Origin of the sequence: Kitasatospora sp. NPDC056800 (assembly GCF_042789775.1) — a bacterium.
Classification (GTDB): Bacteria; Actinomycetota; Actinomycetes; order Streptomycetales; family Streptomycetaceae; genus Kitasatospora.
In genome coordinates this window covers 16,255-30,383 of sequence record NZ_JBHUAL010000064.1, presented here as the reverse complement: position 1 = coordinate 30,383, position 14,129 = coordinate 16,255, and the positions used below count along the sequence as shown (strand labels likewise).

The window sequence follows — 14,129 nt, the reverse complement described above, 5'->3', positions numbered from 1 at the left end:
GCTCCGGGGCGCCCGCGGTGCCCCGGAGCGACACCCCGCCGACACCCCTGACCGACCGCCTGCGACCGACGGAACTGGCCACCATGCGTATCGTTCTTCTGCACATGCCCTGGGGCGCGATCGACGTGCCGTCGCTGGCGCTCGGGATCCTGCACACCACCGCCGCACGCGCCGGCCACCAGGTCGACGTCCGGTACGCCAACCTGGACTTCGTGGACTGGGCCGCCGAGACCGCGGGTTTCGGCGCGGACGACTACCAGTACTTCTCCGAGAAGTCCTACTTCCAGGGCGCGGGCGACTGGGCGTTCGCCGGCGCGCTGTACGGCGACGACGGCGGCGACGACAGCACCGGCTACTTCGAGTACCTGGCCGCCAACGGCGCGAGCGAGCAGGAGATCGCCCTGACCAGGGCCACCCGCGCGATCGCCCCCGCGTTCATCGCCCGCCTGGTCGAGGAACTCGCCGCCGACCCACCGGACCTGGTCGGCTTCACCACCACCTTCCAGCAGAACACCGCGAGCCTCGCCGCCGCGAGGCTGCTCAAGCAGCGCTGCCCGCAGGTGCGCACGGTGTTCGGCGGCGCGAACTGCGACGGTCCGCAGGGCGCCGCGCTGCACCGCAACTTCCCGTTCCTGGACTACGTGGTGCGCGGCGAGGGCGAGGCCGCCTTCCCGGCGCTCCTGGCGGGCCTCCTGGCGGGCGGCGACCTCTCCGCCGTCCCCGGGCTGTGCTGGCGCGACGGCTCCGGGACGTCGACGGCCAACGCGATGACGAAGCGCCCGCTGCCGCCCTCCGCGATCCTGGCGCCCCGCTACGACGGCTTCTTCGAGCGGCTCGACGCCTCCGTCGCGGCCGGCTGGGTCGATCCCAAGCTGGTCGTCGAGGGCTCCCGGGGCTGCTGGTGGGGCGAGAAGCACCACTGCACCTTCTGCGGGCTCAACGGCTCCTCGATGGAGTTCCGCTCCAAGCCGCCGGCGGACTTCCTCGCCGAGGTGCTCGGGCTCGCCGAACGCCACCAACTGCTGGACGTCTACGTGGTCGACAACATCCTGGACATGGGCTACTTCGACACCGTCCTGAAGTCGCTGGCCGAACTCCCGGTCGACCTGCGGCTGCACTTCGAGATCAAGGCCAACCTGCGCCGCCACCAGTTCCAGCTGCTCGGCGAATCGGGCGCGGCCCAGGTGCAGCCCGGCATCGAGAACCTGAGCACCCGGGTCCTGCGGATCATGGACAAGGGGGTGACGGGCTGCCAGAACGTCCGCGCGCTGCGGGACGCGCAGAGCGCCGGGGTCTCGGTGACCTGGAACTACCTCTACGGCTTCCCCGGCGAACAGCCGGAGGACTACGAGTCGGTGATCCGCCAACTGCCCGTCCTGCACCACCTGGACCCGCCGACCGGGGCGGGGCGGATCGCGATCGAGCGGTTCAGCCCGTACTTCGACCGCCCCGAGCTGGGCTTCGCGATCACCCGGCCGGCCTTCCAGTACCGCGCGACGTACCGCCTGCCGGAGAGTGAACTCAACGAACTGGCCTACGTGTTCACCGCGCCGCCGCGCGGGATCGGCGGCGGGCTCGCGGAGCGGCTGGGCGCGGCGGTGGACACCTGGCTCGCGCGGTTCCCCGACAGCCGGCTCAGCTACCGGGACGCGGGCGGACGGGTCGTGCTCGTCAACACCCGTCCCGGGTACGACTGGCGGGTGGTCGAGCTGACCGATCCGGTGGAGCTCGCCGTCTTCCGGCTGCTGGTCCAGCCCCGCTCGGCCGCCGCGCTGGCCGCCAAGGTCCCCGGCGGGGCGGCGGCGGTCGAGCCGGTGCTGGAGCGTTTCACCGCGCTGGGCCTGCTGTTCCACGACGGGGCCGGCTACCTCCAGGTCGCCGTCGAGTCCGACAACCAGGTGCTGATGCGGATGCGGCACCGGCACGGCCCCGCCGCCGCCCTCCCCCGCACCGAGGAGGTGCCCGATGCCGTCGCGATCGGCTGAACGGAACGATGCCGGAAGGACGGACGCCGCAAGGACCGGTGCTGGAACAACCGACGCCGCCTGGCGCGCGGCCGGCCCGGAGGTCGAGCTCTGGCTCGACTACGACCCCGCCGCCCGGGAGCTGCCGGGCTTCGCGCTCGGCCGCCGCACCCTGCCCGGACCGGCGCAGGAGGAGGTCACCGGGCTGCACCGCACCGGGGTCCGCTGCCTGCGGCTGACCGAGCCGGTGCGGCTCTGCGCGGACGCGCCCGCGGCCTCCGCACGGGCGCTGATGCTGCTGCGCGAGGCGACCGGGCAGGGGCTGGCCGTGCTCTGGCAGGCGGTCTGCACGGACGGCTGCGCCGCGCGGCGCCGGTTCCACCACCTGTACCCGCCGGAGCGGTTGACCGGCGGGCCGGAGGACGTCGTCGCCGACTGGCGCGCCACGTACTACCCGAGCAAGTGCGTCTTCCGGCGCGGCCCCGGCTTCGTCGAGGTGCGCGACCGCCGGTTCGGGACGCTGGAGCTGTTCACCATCGACGAACCGGCCCACCTGGCGCAGGTGGACGCGCTGGCCGAGGGCGTCGAGGTCGGCCGGCTGCCGGAGGCCGTCCACCGGGACTTCGCCGAGGCCGGTCTGATCGCCGAACAGGCCGGCCGCGCCTGGTTCCTGCCGATGCGGGTGCGCCGCTGGCCCTTCCCGTCGCTGACGGTGTAGCCGCGCAACCGCGTAACCGCGAGAGTTCCGAGCCCGAGGAGAGATCCATGACCACCGCGGTCGACGACGCCGCCGGGCGGATGTCCGCCTTCATCCGCGACCCCTACCCCACCCTCGCCCGGATCCGCGAGGCCGGCGCGGTCTCCGTCGTGGAGTTCGGCGAGGGCCTGCCGGTCTACCTGGTGACGCGCTACCAGGACGTCCGGGCGGCGCTGATGGACCCGCGCTTCGGGCAGGACGTCCGCCGCAGCCAGGCCATCGCGAGCGGGCGGGGCTCCGGCCTGACGCTCGGCTCCGAGGTCGTCCACATGCTCAACAGCGACCCGCCGGACCACACCCGGCTGCGCCGCCTGATCCAGGGCGTCTTCACCCGCCGGCGGGTCGACCTGATGCGGCCGATGGTCGAGCGCATCTCCGGCGGCCTGCTGGACGGGCTGCGCGGACGGGAGACCGCCGACCTGGTGGCGGACTTCGCCTTCCCGCTGCCGATCATGGTCATCTGCGAGCTGCTGGGCTTCCCCCCGGAGGACATGCACGCCTTCCGCACCTGGTCGACGGCGATCCTCACCCAGGGCGGCGAGATGACCTTCGACCAGGCCACCGCCGAGATGAACGACTACCTCCGGGAGTTGATGACGGCCCGACGGGCCGCCCCGAGCGAGGACGTCCTGACCGACCTGGTGTGGGCCCGCGACGCCGGCGAACTCACCGAGCAGGAGGTGTTCTCGATGGTCTTCCTGCTGCTGATCGGCGGTCACGAGACCACCGTCAACCTGCTCGGCACCGCCACCCTGGCCCTGCTCCACCACCCCGACCAGCTCGCCCGGCTGCGCGCCGACCCGGCGGCGATGCCCGTCGCGATCGACGAGTTCCTGCGCTACGAGTCCCCGGTGAGCATGGCCACCCTGCGGTTCACCAACGCCGACGTGATGGTCGACGACGTGGAGATCCCGGCGGACGAGCTGGTGCTGCTCTCGCTCGGCGCGGCCAACCGGGACCCGGCCCGCTTCACCGATCCCGACCGGCTGATCCTGGACCGGGGCGATCCGGGCCACCTGGCCTTCGGACAGGGCCTGCACCGGTGCCTCGGCTCCTTCCTCGGCAGGCTGGAGAGCGAGGTCGCGTTGACCGGCCTGCTGGAGCGCTTCGCGCGGATCGAGCTGGCCGCCGCCGAGGAGACCCTGCCCTGGCGCAACACGATCATGCTGCGCGGCCTGGAGTCGCTGCCGGTCTCGCTCGATGGCTAGCGGCGCGAAGACAGCGGGCGCTTCGGGCCTGCTGCGGTTCCGCCCCCGGTTCGGCGTCGCCCCTCTGCGCTCGCGCGGCTTCCGACTGCTGGTGATCGGCCAGGCCACCTCGGAGTTCGGCAACGCGTTCCAGGTGGTCGCCCTGCCGCTGCTGGTCTACTCCCTCGGCGGCGGCGCCCGCCAGTTGAGCCTGGTGGTCGCCGCCTACGGCGCGGGACGGCTGGCCGCCACCCCGCTCGGCGGGATCCTCGCCGACCGGTTCGGCGCCCGGCGGGTGATGCTGACCGCCGACCTCGGCCGGCTGCTCGCCACCGCCGGGCTCTGCGCGGTCGCCGCCGGCGGGGCGGCCGCGTTCTGGCTGATCGGCGGACTCGCCCTGCTGGTCGGCCTCGGGGCGGGGGTCTTCCTGCCGGCCGCCTGGGCGATCACGCCGGCCCTGCTGCCCGCCGAGGACCTGCACGCGGGCAACGCCCTGAACAGCACGGTCACCTTCGGCGCCGGCCTGCTCGGCCCGGCGGTGGCCGGCCCGCTGGTCGCCTGGCTGAACCCGGCCACCGCCCTGGGCGTGGACGCGGCGACCTTCGCCGTGTCGACGGCGACGCTGCTGCTGATCGGTCGCGGCGGCCTCGTCGCACCGGCCCGCCCGATCTCCGAACGCGCCTCCGTACCACGGAACTTCCGTACCCTGCTGCGGGAATCGCCGCTGCTGCGCGCGGTGCTGACGGTGACGGCCATCGCGAACCTGACGGTGGGCGGCGCCACCCGGGTCGCCCTGCCGGCCCTGGCCACCCACGGCTTCTCCGCCGGTGCCGCCGGGCTGGGCCTGCTGCTCGCCGCGTTCACCGGCGGCGCGCTGGTCGGCGGCCTGTTCGCGGCCGGCCTCACCGAGGTGCGCTCCCGCGGCCGCACGGCGATGCTCTCCGGCCTGGTGATGGGCGCGGCGATCGGCCTGGTGCCGTTCACCGGCCTCGTCGGCGCCGTCCTGCTGCTCTGCGTGGCGGGCGGCGCCAGCACGGTGACCAACGTCCTGGTCGTCACCGGCGTGCAGAAGAGCACCCCGCCCGCGCTGCTGGCCCGGGTCATGGCGGCCGTCACCTTCTGCGCGCTGGGGGTCTTCCCGGTCTCGGTGATCGCGGCCGGCGCGGCGGTGGACGCCTTCGGCAGCCGGTGGGTGTTCGCGACCACCGGGCTGTGCCTGATCGGCGCCTTCGGGTACGCCCTGACCAGGCGCGAGATGCGCGAGCTGTAGGACTCCCGACGCCGCTCCCGGACGACACGCGGTGCCCGCAGCGGCAACCATTCGTACCCGGCCGGTCCTAGCGTGTGACCCACCGCAGCCCTGACGCTGCCCGAGAGAAAGGAAGCGCCCATGCCTTTCGTCACCGTCGGCCAGGAGAACTCCGCCCCCGTCGAGCTCTACTACGAGGACCACGGCTCCGGGCAGCCGGTCGTCCTCATCCACGGGTTCCCGCTGGACGGGCACTCCTGGGAACGGCAGAGCGCCGCACTGCTGGACGCCGGCCACCGGGTCGTCACCTACGACCGCCGCGGCTTCGGCCGCTCCTCCCAGCCCACCACCGGCTACGACTACGACACCTTCGCCGCCGACCTGCACACCCTGCTGGAGACCCTCGACCTGCGGGACGCCGTCCTGGTCGGCTTCTCGATGGGCACCGGGGAGGTCGCCCGCTACGTGTCCGCGTACGGCTCCGGCCGCGTCGCCAAGGTGGCCTTCCTCGGCTCGCTGGAGCCCTATCTCCTCAAGACCGCCGACAACCCGGACGGCGCGGCCCCGAAGGACTTCTTCGACGGCATCGTGGCTGCTGTGAAGGCCGACCGGTACGCCTACTACACCGCCTTCTACCAGGACTTCTACAACCTCGACGAGAACCTCGGCACCCGGATCAGCGAGGAGGCCGTCCGCAACAGCTGGAACGTCGCGGCGGCCGGCGGCTGGTACGCCGCCGCCGCGGCACCCTCCACCTGGTACACCGACTTCCGCGCCGACATCCCGCGCATCGACGTGCCGGCCCTGATCCTGCACGGCACCGGCGACCGCATCCTGCCCATCGACAGCACCGCCCGCCCGTTCCACCGGGCCCTGCCCTCCGCCGAGTACGTGGAGATCGAGGGCGCACCGCACGGCCTGCTGTGGACCCACGCCGAAGAGGTCAACAAGGCGCTGCTGACCTTCCTCTCGAAGTAGCCGGATCCGTTCCTGCCCCGAGGGCCCCGCACCCGCCCGTCCGGTTGCGGGGCCCTCGGGGCCGGTGCTCTCCTGCTGGTGTCGGGCCGTGCGACGGCCGGAGCCGAATTGCCCCGATGCCCCGACGTCCCCGAGGGAAAGCCGGTGGCCCCCATGGCCGAGCGATCCACCGTCCGCACCGTGACGTACGACCTGCTGCGCACGCTCGGACTCACCACCGTCTTCGGCAACCCGGGCTCCACCGAGGAGCCCTTCCTCCAGGACTTCCCCGCGGACTTCCGCTACGTCCTGGCCCTCCAGGAGGCCTCCGCGATCACCATGGCCGACGCCTTCGCCCAGGTCACCGGCCGCCCCGCACTGGTCAACCTGCACTCCTCGGCCGGCACCGGCAACGCCATGGGCAACCTGGTGTCGGCCTCCCACGCGCACACGCCCCTGATCGTCACCTCCGGCCAGCAGCACCGGGAACTGCTGATCGGCGAGCCGTACCTCGCCAACCGCGAGGCGACCCTGCTGCCGCTGCCCTCGGTGAAGTGGTCCTACGAACCGGCCCGCGCCCAGGACGTCCCCGAGGCCGTCATGCGCGCCTACGCGCACGCGCTCCAGCCGCCCGCCGGGCCGGTCTACCTGTCGATCCCGCTGGACGACTGGAAGCAGCCGCTGTCCGCCTTCACCCGGGTGCGGACGGTCAGCCACCGGGTGGCCCCCGACCCCGCACGGCTGCGGGCCTTCGCCGAACGCCTCTCCGCCAGTCGCCGGCCCGCGCTCGTCCTCGGACCCGAGGTCGACCGCGGCGGCGGCTGGGACGCGGCCGTCGCCCTCGCCGAGAAGCTGCGCGCCACCGTCTACGGCCCCCCGCTCGCGGAGCGCACCTCCTTCCCGGAGGACCACCCGCTCTACGCCGGCCCGCTGGGCCTGTCGGTCAAGGCCGTCGGCGAACGCCTGACCGGACACGACCTGGTCGCCGTGATCGGCGCGGAGGTCTTCCGCTACTACCCGTATGTACCGGGCGACTACCTCCCCGCGGGCACCGCCCTGCTCCAGCTCACCGGCGACCCGCACGCCGCCGCCACCGCCCGGGCCGGCGACAGCCTGCTCGGCGACCCCCGGCTGGCCCTCGAAGGGCTGCTGGACCTGGTCCAGGAGGGCACGGCCCGCACCGCCCCCGACCCGATGCCCCGGCCCCGGGTCCTGCCGGCCTCCCCGACCCTCCCGCTCCCCCCGCCCGCCGTCTACGCCGCCCTGAGCCGGGTCCGCCCACCGGACGCCGTCATCGTCAACGAGTCGACGTCGACCATGGCCCAGCAGCTCGAATGGCTGCCCACCACCCGCCCCGGATCCTTCTTCTCCACGGCCAGCGGCGGCATCGGCTGGGCCGTCCCCGCCGCCGTGGGCATCGCGCTCGCCGACCGGGAGCGCGGAGTGCGCCGCCCGGTGGTCGGCCTGATCGGCGACGGCTCCTTCCAGTACTGCGTCCAGGCCCTCTACACCGCGGCCCGGCACCGCCTCCCGATCGTCTACGTGGTCATGCGCAACCACGAGTACGCGATCCTCAAGTCCTTCGCCCGACTGGAGGACACCCCCGGCGTCCCCGCACTCGACCTCCCCGGCCTCGACATCGCCTCACTCGCCCGCGGCTTCGGCTGCCACGCCGTCGACGTAGAGACGACCGAGGACCTGGAACGGGAGTTCACCACGGCCCTGACCGCCGACACCACCACCGTCATCGTCGTCCCCACCCAGCCCCAGCCCGCCACGCTGTAGGGGGTACGGCCGGGCCCGGGCGGCAGGAACTCAATCAGTCGCTTGACAATCATCGCGAGCCCCTGCTTGAGTCCGGACCATGGCACGGGCAGAGAAGACGGACCAGCGCCGGGAAACCGGCCGGCGCACCCGGGACGGCCTGCTGGCCGCCGCCCTGGACCTCCTGGCGGAACGCGGCCAGGACGGCGTGAAGCTCCGCGACGTCACCGACCGGGCCGGGGCCAACGTCGCCGCGGTCAGCTACCACTTCGGTTCGCTGAGGGCGCTCTGCGACGCCGCGATCGAGCAGGCGCTGGAGCGGTACCTGGACGCCCAGATCCAGGCACTCGACCCGCTCGGCCCCGACGCGACCCTCCAGGAGCTCGCGGCGGCGTTCGCCCGGCCGATGATCAGGGCACTGGCCGCCGGCGGACCGGAACTGGCCGTGATGCGCACCGTCGCCCGGGTCGGCATCGACCCGCCCCAGGGCTGGGACCGCCTGAGCGGCAAGTTCGAACAGGCTCGTCAGGACGCCGTCCGCGTCCTGGCGGCCAACCTGCCCGGTGCCGACGAGCGGGAACTCGTCTTCCGCACCCGCTGCGCCGCCGGCCTGCTGAACTGGCTCGCCCTGGCCCCCATCGGCGCCGAGCTGGCCAGCGAGCCCGCCGAACGGATCGAGCGGCAGCTGCTGCCCGTCCTGACCGGCGCGTTCCACGGGCAGCCGTACCCCGGCTGACCTGCACGGACCCCCGTCCGGCCAGAACCATCCAAGCAAATGCTTGACCGCTCGCCATGACGCTCCCATAATTTCAAGCAAGCATTTGATTGCTTTCATGGAAGGGGAAGTGCGATGACCACCGACGCGGAAGCCGTGGTGCGGGCCGCCTACCACGCGGCCGAGGGCCACGTCCTCGACGTACCGGGCTTCATCGACGAGTTCGCCGAGGACGGGGTGTTCAACAACGTCGTCGCGGGCGAGAGCTACCGCGGCGAACACCTCGGCGACCAGGTCGTCTTCATGGCAGCCCTGGCACCCGACATCCACCGCGAACTCCACCGGGTCCACGTCATCGGCGACGTGGTCGCCGTCGAACTGACGATCGAGGGCACCGTCACCGGCCCCTTCGAGACGCCCGCCGGCACCGTCCGGGCGCCCGGCGCCCGACTCAGCATCCCCACCGCCGACTTCTGGTACGTCGAGAACGGGAAGGTCAAGGAGTTCAACTGCTACGTCGGCCTCAGCGTCATGCTCGCCCAGCTCGGCGTGCACCCCGACTTCGCCGCCGCCGTCGCCTCCTCGGCGGCCGCACCGTCCTGACCGCCCGGGCCCGGCCCCCGATCCGTCAGGCTTCCGCCCTCACGAACCGCCGCTCCCCAGCATCAGGTCCGTCCCGCCCAGGAAGGTCAGCCCGGCCGCGTCGCTCAACTCGTCGGGGAGACAGGTGAGGGCGAGCTGCAGCGCCTGCAACGAGTCGACGCCGAAGATCGCCGTCACGCGGTCGGCGATGCCGGGGTGCCCCGTGATCCGGTACGGGCAGTACCAGTCCGGCCCCTCCGGATCGCGGGACGGCACCCCGACCTCCAACAGCACCGGCACCCGCGTGCCGTCCGCAGCGGTGAAGACCAGCTCACGACTGGCGACTACCCGACCGAGCTCGTACTCAGCACTCATCGCAGCAGTACACCACGCGTTCGTCCACCGGACCGGTCTCCGCCCGCCTACCGCCGCGGGTTCCCCCAGCGGGCACCGATCGAGGAGCCGCCTTAGCATTCCGGTGGAGCAGGGGGCCGCCCGCAGGAGATTCCGAGGAGCTTCGCGATGAGTACGCACCTTCACCCTGCTCGCGACCGCCGTGCCCGGCGGCTCCGGGTGCGCGGCCACCCCGGGCCGTCCGGGAGGACGGCGGTCCACCGGAGCACCGGCACCCGGCTCGGCTGAGTCCGCCACCGATGCCGGCCGGTTTCAGTGCGGGCGACACCGCCTTCGTGCTCATCAGTGCGGCCCTGGTCATGTTGATGACCCCCGGGCTGGCCTTCTTCTACGGGGGCATGGTCAGGGCCAAGAGCACGCTGAACATGCTGTCGATGTGCTTCGTCGTGCTGGCGATCGTCAGCGTGCTGTGGGTGCTCTACGGCTACTCGCTCAGCTTCGGCTCCGACGCCTTCCACGGCCTGATCGGCAACCTCGACCACCTGGGGATGCGCGGCATCGGGCGGGACGAGCTGCACGGCTCGATCCCGGTCACCGTGTTCGCCGTGTTCCAGCTGATGTTCGCGGTGATCACCCCGGCGCTGGTCAGCGGCGCGATCGCGGACCGCGCCAGGTTCACCGCCTGGACGCTGTTCGTCACGGTCTGGGCCACGGTGGTGTACTTCCCGGTCGCGCACTGGGTGTTCAGCACCGACAACGGGCGCGGCGGCTGGCTGGTCGACCGGGTGGGCGTGATCGACTTCGCCGGCGGCACCGCGGTGCACGTCAACGCCGGGGTCGCGGGCCTGGCGCTCTGCCTGGTGCTGGACAAGCGGGTCGGTTTCCGGAAGCACCCGATGCGCCCGCACAGCCTGCCGCTGGTGATGCTCGGCTCCGGGCTGCTCTGGTTCGGCTGGTTCGGCTTCAACGCGGGCTCGGCGCTGGCCGCCAACGGCGTCGCCGGCGCGGCGTTCCTGAACACCCAGATCGCCACCGCCGCCGCGATGCTCGGCTGGCTGGCCTACGTACGGGCGAGGAACGGCGCCTTCACCTCGCTGGGCGCGGCCTCCGGCGCGGTGGCCGGACTGGTCGCCATCACCCCGGCCTGCGGGTCGGTCTCGGTGCTCGGTTCCATCGTGATCGGGCTGGTCGCGGGCGCGGTCTGCGCGGCGGCGGTCAGCCTCAAGTACCGGCTGGGCTTCGACGACTCGCTCGACGTGGTCGGCGTGCACGCGGTCGGCGGGGCGATCGGCTCGCTGCTGATCGGCCTGCTCGCCACCGGGCACGTCGGCGAGAGTGCCAGGGGCCTGTTCTACGGCGGCGGCTTCGGGCAGCTCGGCAAGCAGGCGGTCGGAGTCGTGGTGGTCGCCTGCTACTCCTTCGTGCTCTCCTGGCTGCTCGGCCGGGCGATCCAGCGGACCATCGGCTTCCGGGTCGCCGAGGAGGTCGAGGTGGTCGGCATCGACCAGACCGAGCACGCCGAGACCGCCTACGACTTCACGGCGTCGGGGGCTCCCTGGCCCGAGCCCCCGGCGTCCCGGCCCCGGTCCCGGTCCCGGTCCCGGGGAATGGCGGACGGCCTGGCGACGGCCGTGCGGAAGGCGTTGCGGAGGAGGGCCCCGTAGCCGGCGGGACGTGCCGGGGCCCCCGTCACCGGCCGAGGGCCGCCGTCACCAGGTGACGGGCAGTGCGTGGAGCCCGTAGACCTCGTTGTTGACCCGGTAGGGCACCTCTTCGGCGGGGCACGCGAGCGCGAGGCCGGGCAGCCGCCGCAGCAGCGCGGGCAGCGCGATCCGCAGTTCGGCGCGGGCCAGCGGTGCGCCGAGGCAGTGGTGCGGGCCGTGCCCGAAGGTCAGGTGCGACACGGGTTCGCGTCCGATGTCGAGGCGGTCCATCCCGGCGCCGAGCGCCGGGTCCCGGTTGGCCACCGGCAGCTGGCAGACGACCTGCTCGCCGGCCTTGACCGGCACGCCGCCGATCTCGGTGTCGCACCGCGCCGTCCGGGCCAGCGCGGTGCTGGACACGGACAGGTACCGCAGCAGTTCCTCGACGGCGGCGTCGACCACCGGATCGCCCTCGGGCGCGTCGCGCAGCCGGTCTGCCTGCTCCGGGTGCGACAGCAGGGCGAGCACGCCCAGGCCGATCGTGTTGGACACCGTGACGTGGCCGGCGAGCAGCAGCAGCTCGCAGACCCCGACCAGTTCGGAGTCCGACACCGCGCCGCCGTGCTCCCGGACGAGCATGCCGATCATCCCGTCGTCCGGGCTGCGCCGCTTCTCCGCCACCAGGGAGGCCACGTACGCGTGCGACTCCCGGCCGGCCGCGAGCCGTTCCTCCATGGGGAGCCCGAGGTCCAGCGTGGTCCGGGACCAGCGGTGGAAGTCCCCCTGGTCCGGGTCGGGGACGCCGAGCATCGCGCAGATCACCCCGAGCGGCAGCGGCAGGGCGAAGGCGTCCATCAGGTCCGCCGCGGGCCCCCGCGCCTCCATGGCGTCGAGCAGTTCGCCGACCAGGGCGCGGATCATCGGCTCCAGGGAGCGGATCCTCTTCCCGGTGAACTCCGGCGTCAGCACGTGGCGCAGCCGGGTGTGCTCCGGCGGGTCCATGTTGAGGAGTTCGTTCGGCAGGATCGGGGCGCGTTCCGGGTCGTACATCGCGAAGGTCTCCTGGTCGGCCAGGACGCGCCGCACGTCGGCGTGCCGGGTGACGAGCCGGTACTCGCCCACCCGGTGCAGCCAGAAGTCCCGGACCCGCCGGGCCGGGTCCCCGCGCTGGGCCTCGCCCAGGGCCGGGCCCGGGTCGAACCCGTCGCGACGGTAGAAGATCGAGATCGGCGGCACGTCCTGCTCGCTCATGGAACCTCCCGTGATCATCCGGTATCCCCTTCCCGATACCCCCGGCCCCGGGCCACCGCGCACGCCGGCGGCTATCCCGTACGGCGCGCGGGGGCGCGGCGGCCTCGCACGCGCCCCCTCTCCCGAGCCGGAGCCGCCCCCGGCGCGCCTCACCCCCGGCTCACCTGCCCTTCCCGTCCGCCAGGAGGCCCGCCTGCCGGTCCGTCAGGAGCCCCTCGGTACGGAGCCAGCGCACCGTGTCGGCCATGGTCTCCGCGATCGGCCTCGGCACCAGTCCGCAGGTGCTCGCGGCCGGGTGGACGGGAGCCGCGCAGGCGCAGGTGTAGACGGCGCCGTACTCCGCGGGGATGTGCCAGGGCCAGCCGCGCTGCACCAGGGTGGCCAGGGCGCCGACCGGCAGCATGGCGCGGGCGGGCAGGAAGACCGCGGGCAGCCGCCGCCCGGTGACCTCCCGCAGGGTCCGCACGTACTCCCGGGTGGCCAGTTGGCGGCCCGGGGCGAAGTGGCGGTCGAGGCCCGTCCTCGGTGCGGTCAGCAGTCGGGCGTGCAGCCGCGCGGTGTCGCGGACGTCGCCGACCGGGAAGCCGCCGAGCGGCCAGACCGGCATCAGCCCGCGCAGGGTGTTGCGCAGCCGGGTGTTCTGGTCGCCCGGCCCCGGGTCCAGCGGGCCGAGCAGCGCGGGCGGGTAGCTGATGACCACCGGTGCTCCGTCCCGCTGGTGGCGGCGGGCGACGCGCTCGGCGGCGGCCTTGGTGGCCATGTACGTCTCCCGGGGGCGGCCGACCGGGGAGTCCTCCCGGAGCGGCCGCCGGCGGGTCGGCAGCAGCGCGACGATGCTCGACACGTGGATGACCGGATCGGCGCCCGACCGGCGGGCCGCGGCCAGCACCAGGTCGGTCCCCCGCTCGTTGGTCCGGCGCATGGCCGCGTACCGCCGGCTGTCGAAGGAGTACACCGAGGCCGCGTGCAGGACGGCGTCGGCGCCGCGCACCGCGCGGGCCGCTCCGCCCTCGTCCGTCACGTCCCCGACGACCAGGTCGACGGCGCCCGGGTCCACCTCCAGCAGGGCGAGGGCCCGTTCCGCGCGGGCCGGGTCGCGCACCAGCATCCGCACCCGGTGCCCGCCCCGGACCATCGCCGCGACCGAGTGGATGCCGACGAACCCGGTGCCGCCGGTCACGCTCACCAACATCGGACCACCCCTCCGCTCAGCCGGTCCCGTCGCCGGCACCGCCGACGCCCCGGTGGAAGCCTCCGCCGTAGAACAGCAGCGCCTGCCGGCCCTCCGTCCAGCCCGACCCGAGCACGCTGCCGAGGAAGACCGAGTGGTCGCCGCCGTCGTACTGCGCGGCCAGCTTGCACTCCAGCCAGGCGAGCGAGCCCGACAGCAGCGGGGCGCCGGTGAACGGGCCGGGCCGCCAGTCGACACCGTGGAACTGGGCGGCGCCGCGCGGCCGGCCGCGGCCCGCGAAGTACCGTGCCAGCGGCTCCTGTTCGGCCCCCAGGACGGAGACCGCGAAGGACCCGGTCGCCGTGATCGCCCGGTGCATCGTCGCGGTGCGGGCGACGCAGCACAGCACCAGCGGCGGCTCCAGCGACACCGAGCTGAACGCGTTGGCGGTCATCCCGTGGACGTGCTCGCCACCGGTGGTCAGCACCGTGATCCCGGTGGCGAACCGGGCCATCGTCTCGCGCAGCGCGTCCGG

General features: G+C 73.5%; 13 protein-coding genes. 9 read left to right on the top strand and 4 right to left on the bottom strand.

Annotated elements, in window-relative coordinates; genetic code table 11:
• Positions 1-83 precede the first annotated feature (83 nt).
• The 8 genes from ACFRQN_RS16775 (at position 84) to ACFRQN_RS16740 (ending at position 9,196) form a co-directional block, all read left to right on the top strand.
• Positions 84-1,985, top strand: coding sequence for a RiPP maturation radical SAM C-methyltransferase (locus tag ACFRQN_RS16775; RefSeq protein WP_380741007.1), 1,902 nt, complete (start codon positions 84-86; stop codon positions 1,983-1,985).
• Positions 1,966-2,682 (top strand): DUF5825 family protein, encoded by a 717-nt coding sequence (locus ACFRQN_RS16770; RefSeq protein WP_380741006.1) that lies wholly within the window; start codon positions 1,966-1,968, stop codon positions 2,680-2,682. The genes ACFRQN_RS16775 and ACFRQN_RS16770 overlap by 20 nt, the downstream gene beginning before the upstream one ends.
• 47 nt (positions 2,683-2,729) lie before the next feature.
• Positions 2,730-3,929, top strand: a complete 1,200-nt coding sequence (locus tag ACFRQN_RS16765; protein WP_380741005.1) for a cytochrome P450 — start codon at positions 2,730-2,732, stop codon at positions 3,927-3,929.
• Positions 3,922-5,178 carry an MFS transporter gene (locus tag ACFRQN_RS16760; protein ID WP_380741004.1) on the top strand — a complete coding sequence of 419 codons (1,257 nt, stop codon included), beginning with the start codon at positions 3,922-3,924 and terminating at the stop codon, positions 5,176-5,178. Before ACFRQN_RS16765 ends, ACFRQN_RS16760 begins: the two co-directional genes overlap by 8 nt.
• Before the next feature lie 120 nt (positions 5,179-5,298).
• Positions 5,299-6,135, top strand: coding sequence for an alpha/beta fold hydrolase (locus ACFRQN_RS16755; RefSeq protein ID WP_380741003.1), 837 nt, complete (start codon positions 5,299-5,301; stop codon positions 6,133-6,135).
• 153 nt (positions 6,136-6,288) lie between these two features.
• The gene (gene mdlC, locus ACFRQN_RS16750) at positions 6,289-7,899 is read left to right on the top strand and encodes a benzoylformate decarboxylase (protein WP_380741002.1); all 1,611 of its coding nucleotides are present in this window, start codon (positions 6,289-6,291) and stop codon (positions 7,897-7,899) included.
• Positions 7,900-7,978: 79 nt separating this feature from the next.
• Positions 7,979-8,614: a TetR/AcrR family transcriptional regulator gene (locus tag ACFRQN_RS16745; RefSeq protein WP_380741001.1), complete on the top strand. Its 636-nt coding sequence runs from the start codon at positions 7,979-7,981 to the stop codon at positions 8,612-8,614.
• A 114-nt stretch (positions 8,615-8,728) separates the two neighbouring features.
• Entirely contained in the window at positions 8,729-9,196 is a 468-nt protein-coding gene (locus ACFRQN_RS16740; RefSeq protein ID WP_380741000.1) for a nuclear transport factor 2 family protein, read from the top strand.
• A gap of 39 nt (positions 9,197-9,235) precedes the next feature.
• Here the strand turns inward: ACFRQN_RS16740 and ACFRQN_RS16735 are convergent, their stop codons facing one another.
• On the bottom strand, positions 9,236-9,550 hold the full coding sequence (locus ACFRQN_RS16735) for a DUF6968 family protein (RefSeq protein WP_380740999.1): 315 nt from the start codon (positions 9,548-9,550) through the stop codon (positions 9,236-9,238).
• A gap of 278 nt (positions 9,551-9,828) precedes the next feature.
• Here ACFRQN_RS16735 and ACFRQN_RS16730 point away from each other — a divergent pair, with 278 nt between their 5' ends.
• Positions 9,829-11,193 carry an ammonium transporter gene (locus ACFRQN_RS16730; RefSeq protein ID WP_380740998.1) on the top strand — a complete coding sequence of 455 codons (1,365 nt, stop codon included), beginning with the start codon at positions 9,829-9,831 and terminating at the stop codon, positions 11,191-11,193.
• Between the two features lie 45 nt (positions 11,194-11,238).
• Here the strand turns inward: ACFRQN_RS16730 and ACFRQN_RS16725 are convergent, their stop codons facing one another.
• From ACFRQN_RS16725 to ACFRQN_RS16715, 3 genes are all read right to left on the bottom strand, one after another.
• A complete protein-coding gene (locus ACFRQN_RS16725) occupies positions 11,239-12,423 on the bottom strand; it encodes a cytochrome P450 (protein WP_380740997.1) in 1,185 nt (394 codons plus the stop codon).
• A 160-nt stretch (positions 12,424-12,583) separates the two neighbouring features.
• Entirely contained in the window at positions 12,584-13,615 is a 1,032-nt protein-coding gene (locus ACFRQN_RS16720; protein ID WP_380740996.1) for an NAD-dependent epimerase/dehydratase family protein, read from the bottom strand.
• Positions 13,616-13,631: 16 nt separating this feature from the next.
• Positions 13,632-14,108, bottom strand: coding sequence for a flavin reductase family protein (locus ACFRQN_RS16715; RefSeq protein ID WP_053112049.1), 477 nt, complete (start codon positions 14,106-14,108; stop codon positions 13,632-13,634).
• Positions 14,109-14,129: the final 21 nt, after the last annotated feature.

Bases quoted from the DNA above. Each gene is read 5' to 3' on its own strand.
- ACFRQN_RS16720 (WP_380740996.1), bottom strand. From the start codon at position 13,615: ATGTTGGTGAGCGTGACCGGCGGCACCGGGTTCGTCGGCATCCACTCG.
- ACFRQN_RS16745 (WP_380741001.1), top strand. From the start codon at position 7,979: ATGGCACGGGCAGAGAAGACGGACCAGCGCCGGGAAACCGGCCGGCGC.
- ACFRQN_RS16765 (WP_380741005.1), top strand. From the start codon at position 2,730: ATGACCACCGCGGTCGACGACGCCGCCGGGCGGATGTCCGCCTTCATC.
- ACFRQN_RS16715 (WP_053112049.1), bottom strand. From the start codon at position 14,108: ATGGCCCGGTTCGCCACCGGGATCACGGTGCTGACCACCGGTGGCGAG.
- ACFRQN_RS16760 (WP_380741004.1), top strand. From the start codon at position 3,922: ATGGCTAGCGGCGCGAAGACAGCGGGCGCTTCGGGCCTGCTGCGGTTC.
- ACFRQN_RS16725 (WP_380740997.1), bottom strand. From the start codon at position 12,423: ATGAGCGAGCAGGACGTGCCGCCGATCTCGATCTTCTACCGTCGCGAC.
- ACFRQN_RS16775 (WP_380741007.1), top strand. From the start codon at position 84: ATGCGTATCGTTCTTCTGCACATGCCCTGGGGCGCGATCGACGTGCCG.
- mdlC (WP_380741002.1), top strand. From the start codon at position 6,289: ATGGCCGAGCGATCCACCGTCCGCACCGTGACGTACGACCTGCTGCGC.
- ACFRQN_RS16730 (WP_380740998.1), top strand. From the start codon at position 9,829: ATGCCGGCCGGTTTCAGTGCGGGCGACACCGCCTTCGTGCTCATCAGT.
- ACFRQN_RS16770 (WP_380741006.1), top strand. From the start codon at position 1,966: ATGCCGTCGCGATCGGCTGAACGGAACGATGCCGGAAGGACGGACGCC.
- ACFRQN_RS16740 (WP_380741000.1), top strand. From the start codon at position 8,729: ATGACCACCGACGCGGAAGCCGTGGTGCGGGCCGCCTACCACGCGGCC.
- ACFRQN_RS16755 (WP_380741003.1), top strand. From the start codon at position 5,299: ATGCCTTTCGTCACCGTCGGCCAGGAGAACTCCGCCCCCGTCGAGCTC.
- ACFRQN_RS16735 (WP_380740999.1), bottom strand. From the start codon at position 9,550: ATGAGTGCTGAGTACGAGCTCGGTCGGGTAGTCGCCAGTCGTGAGCTG.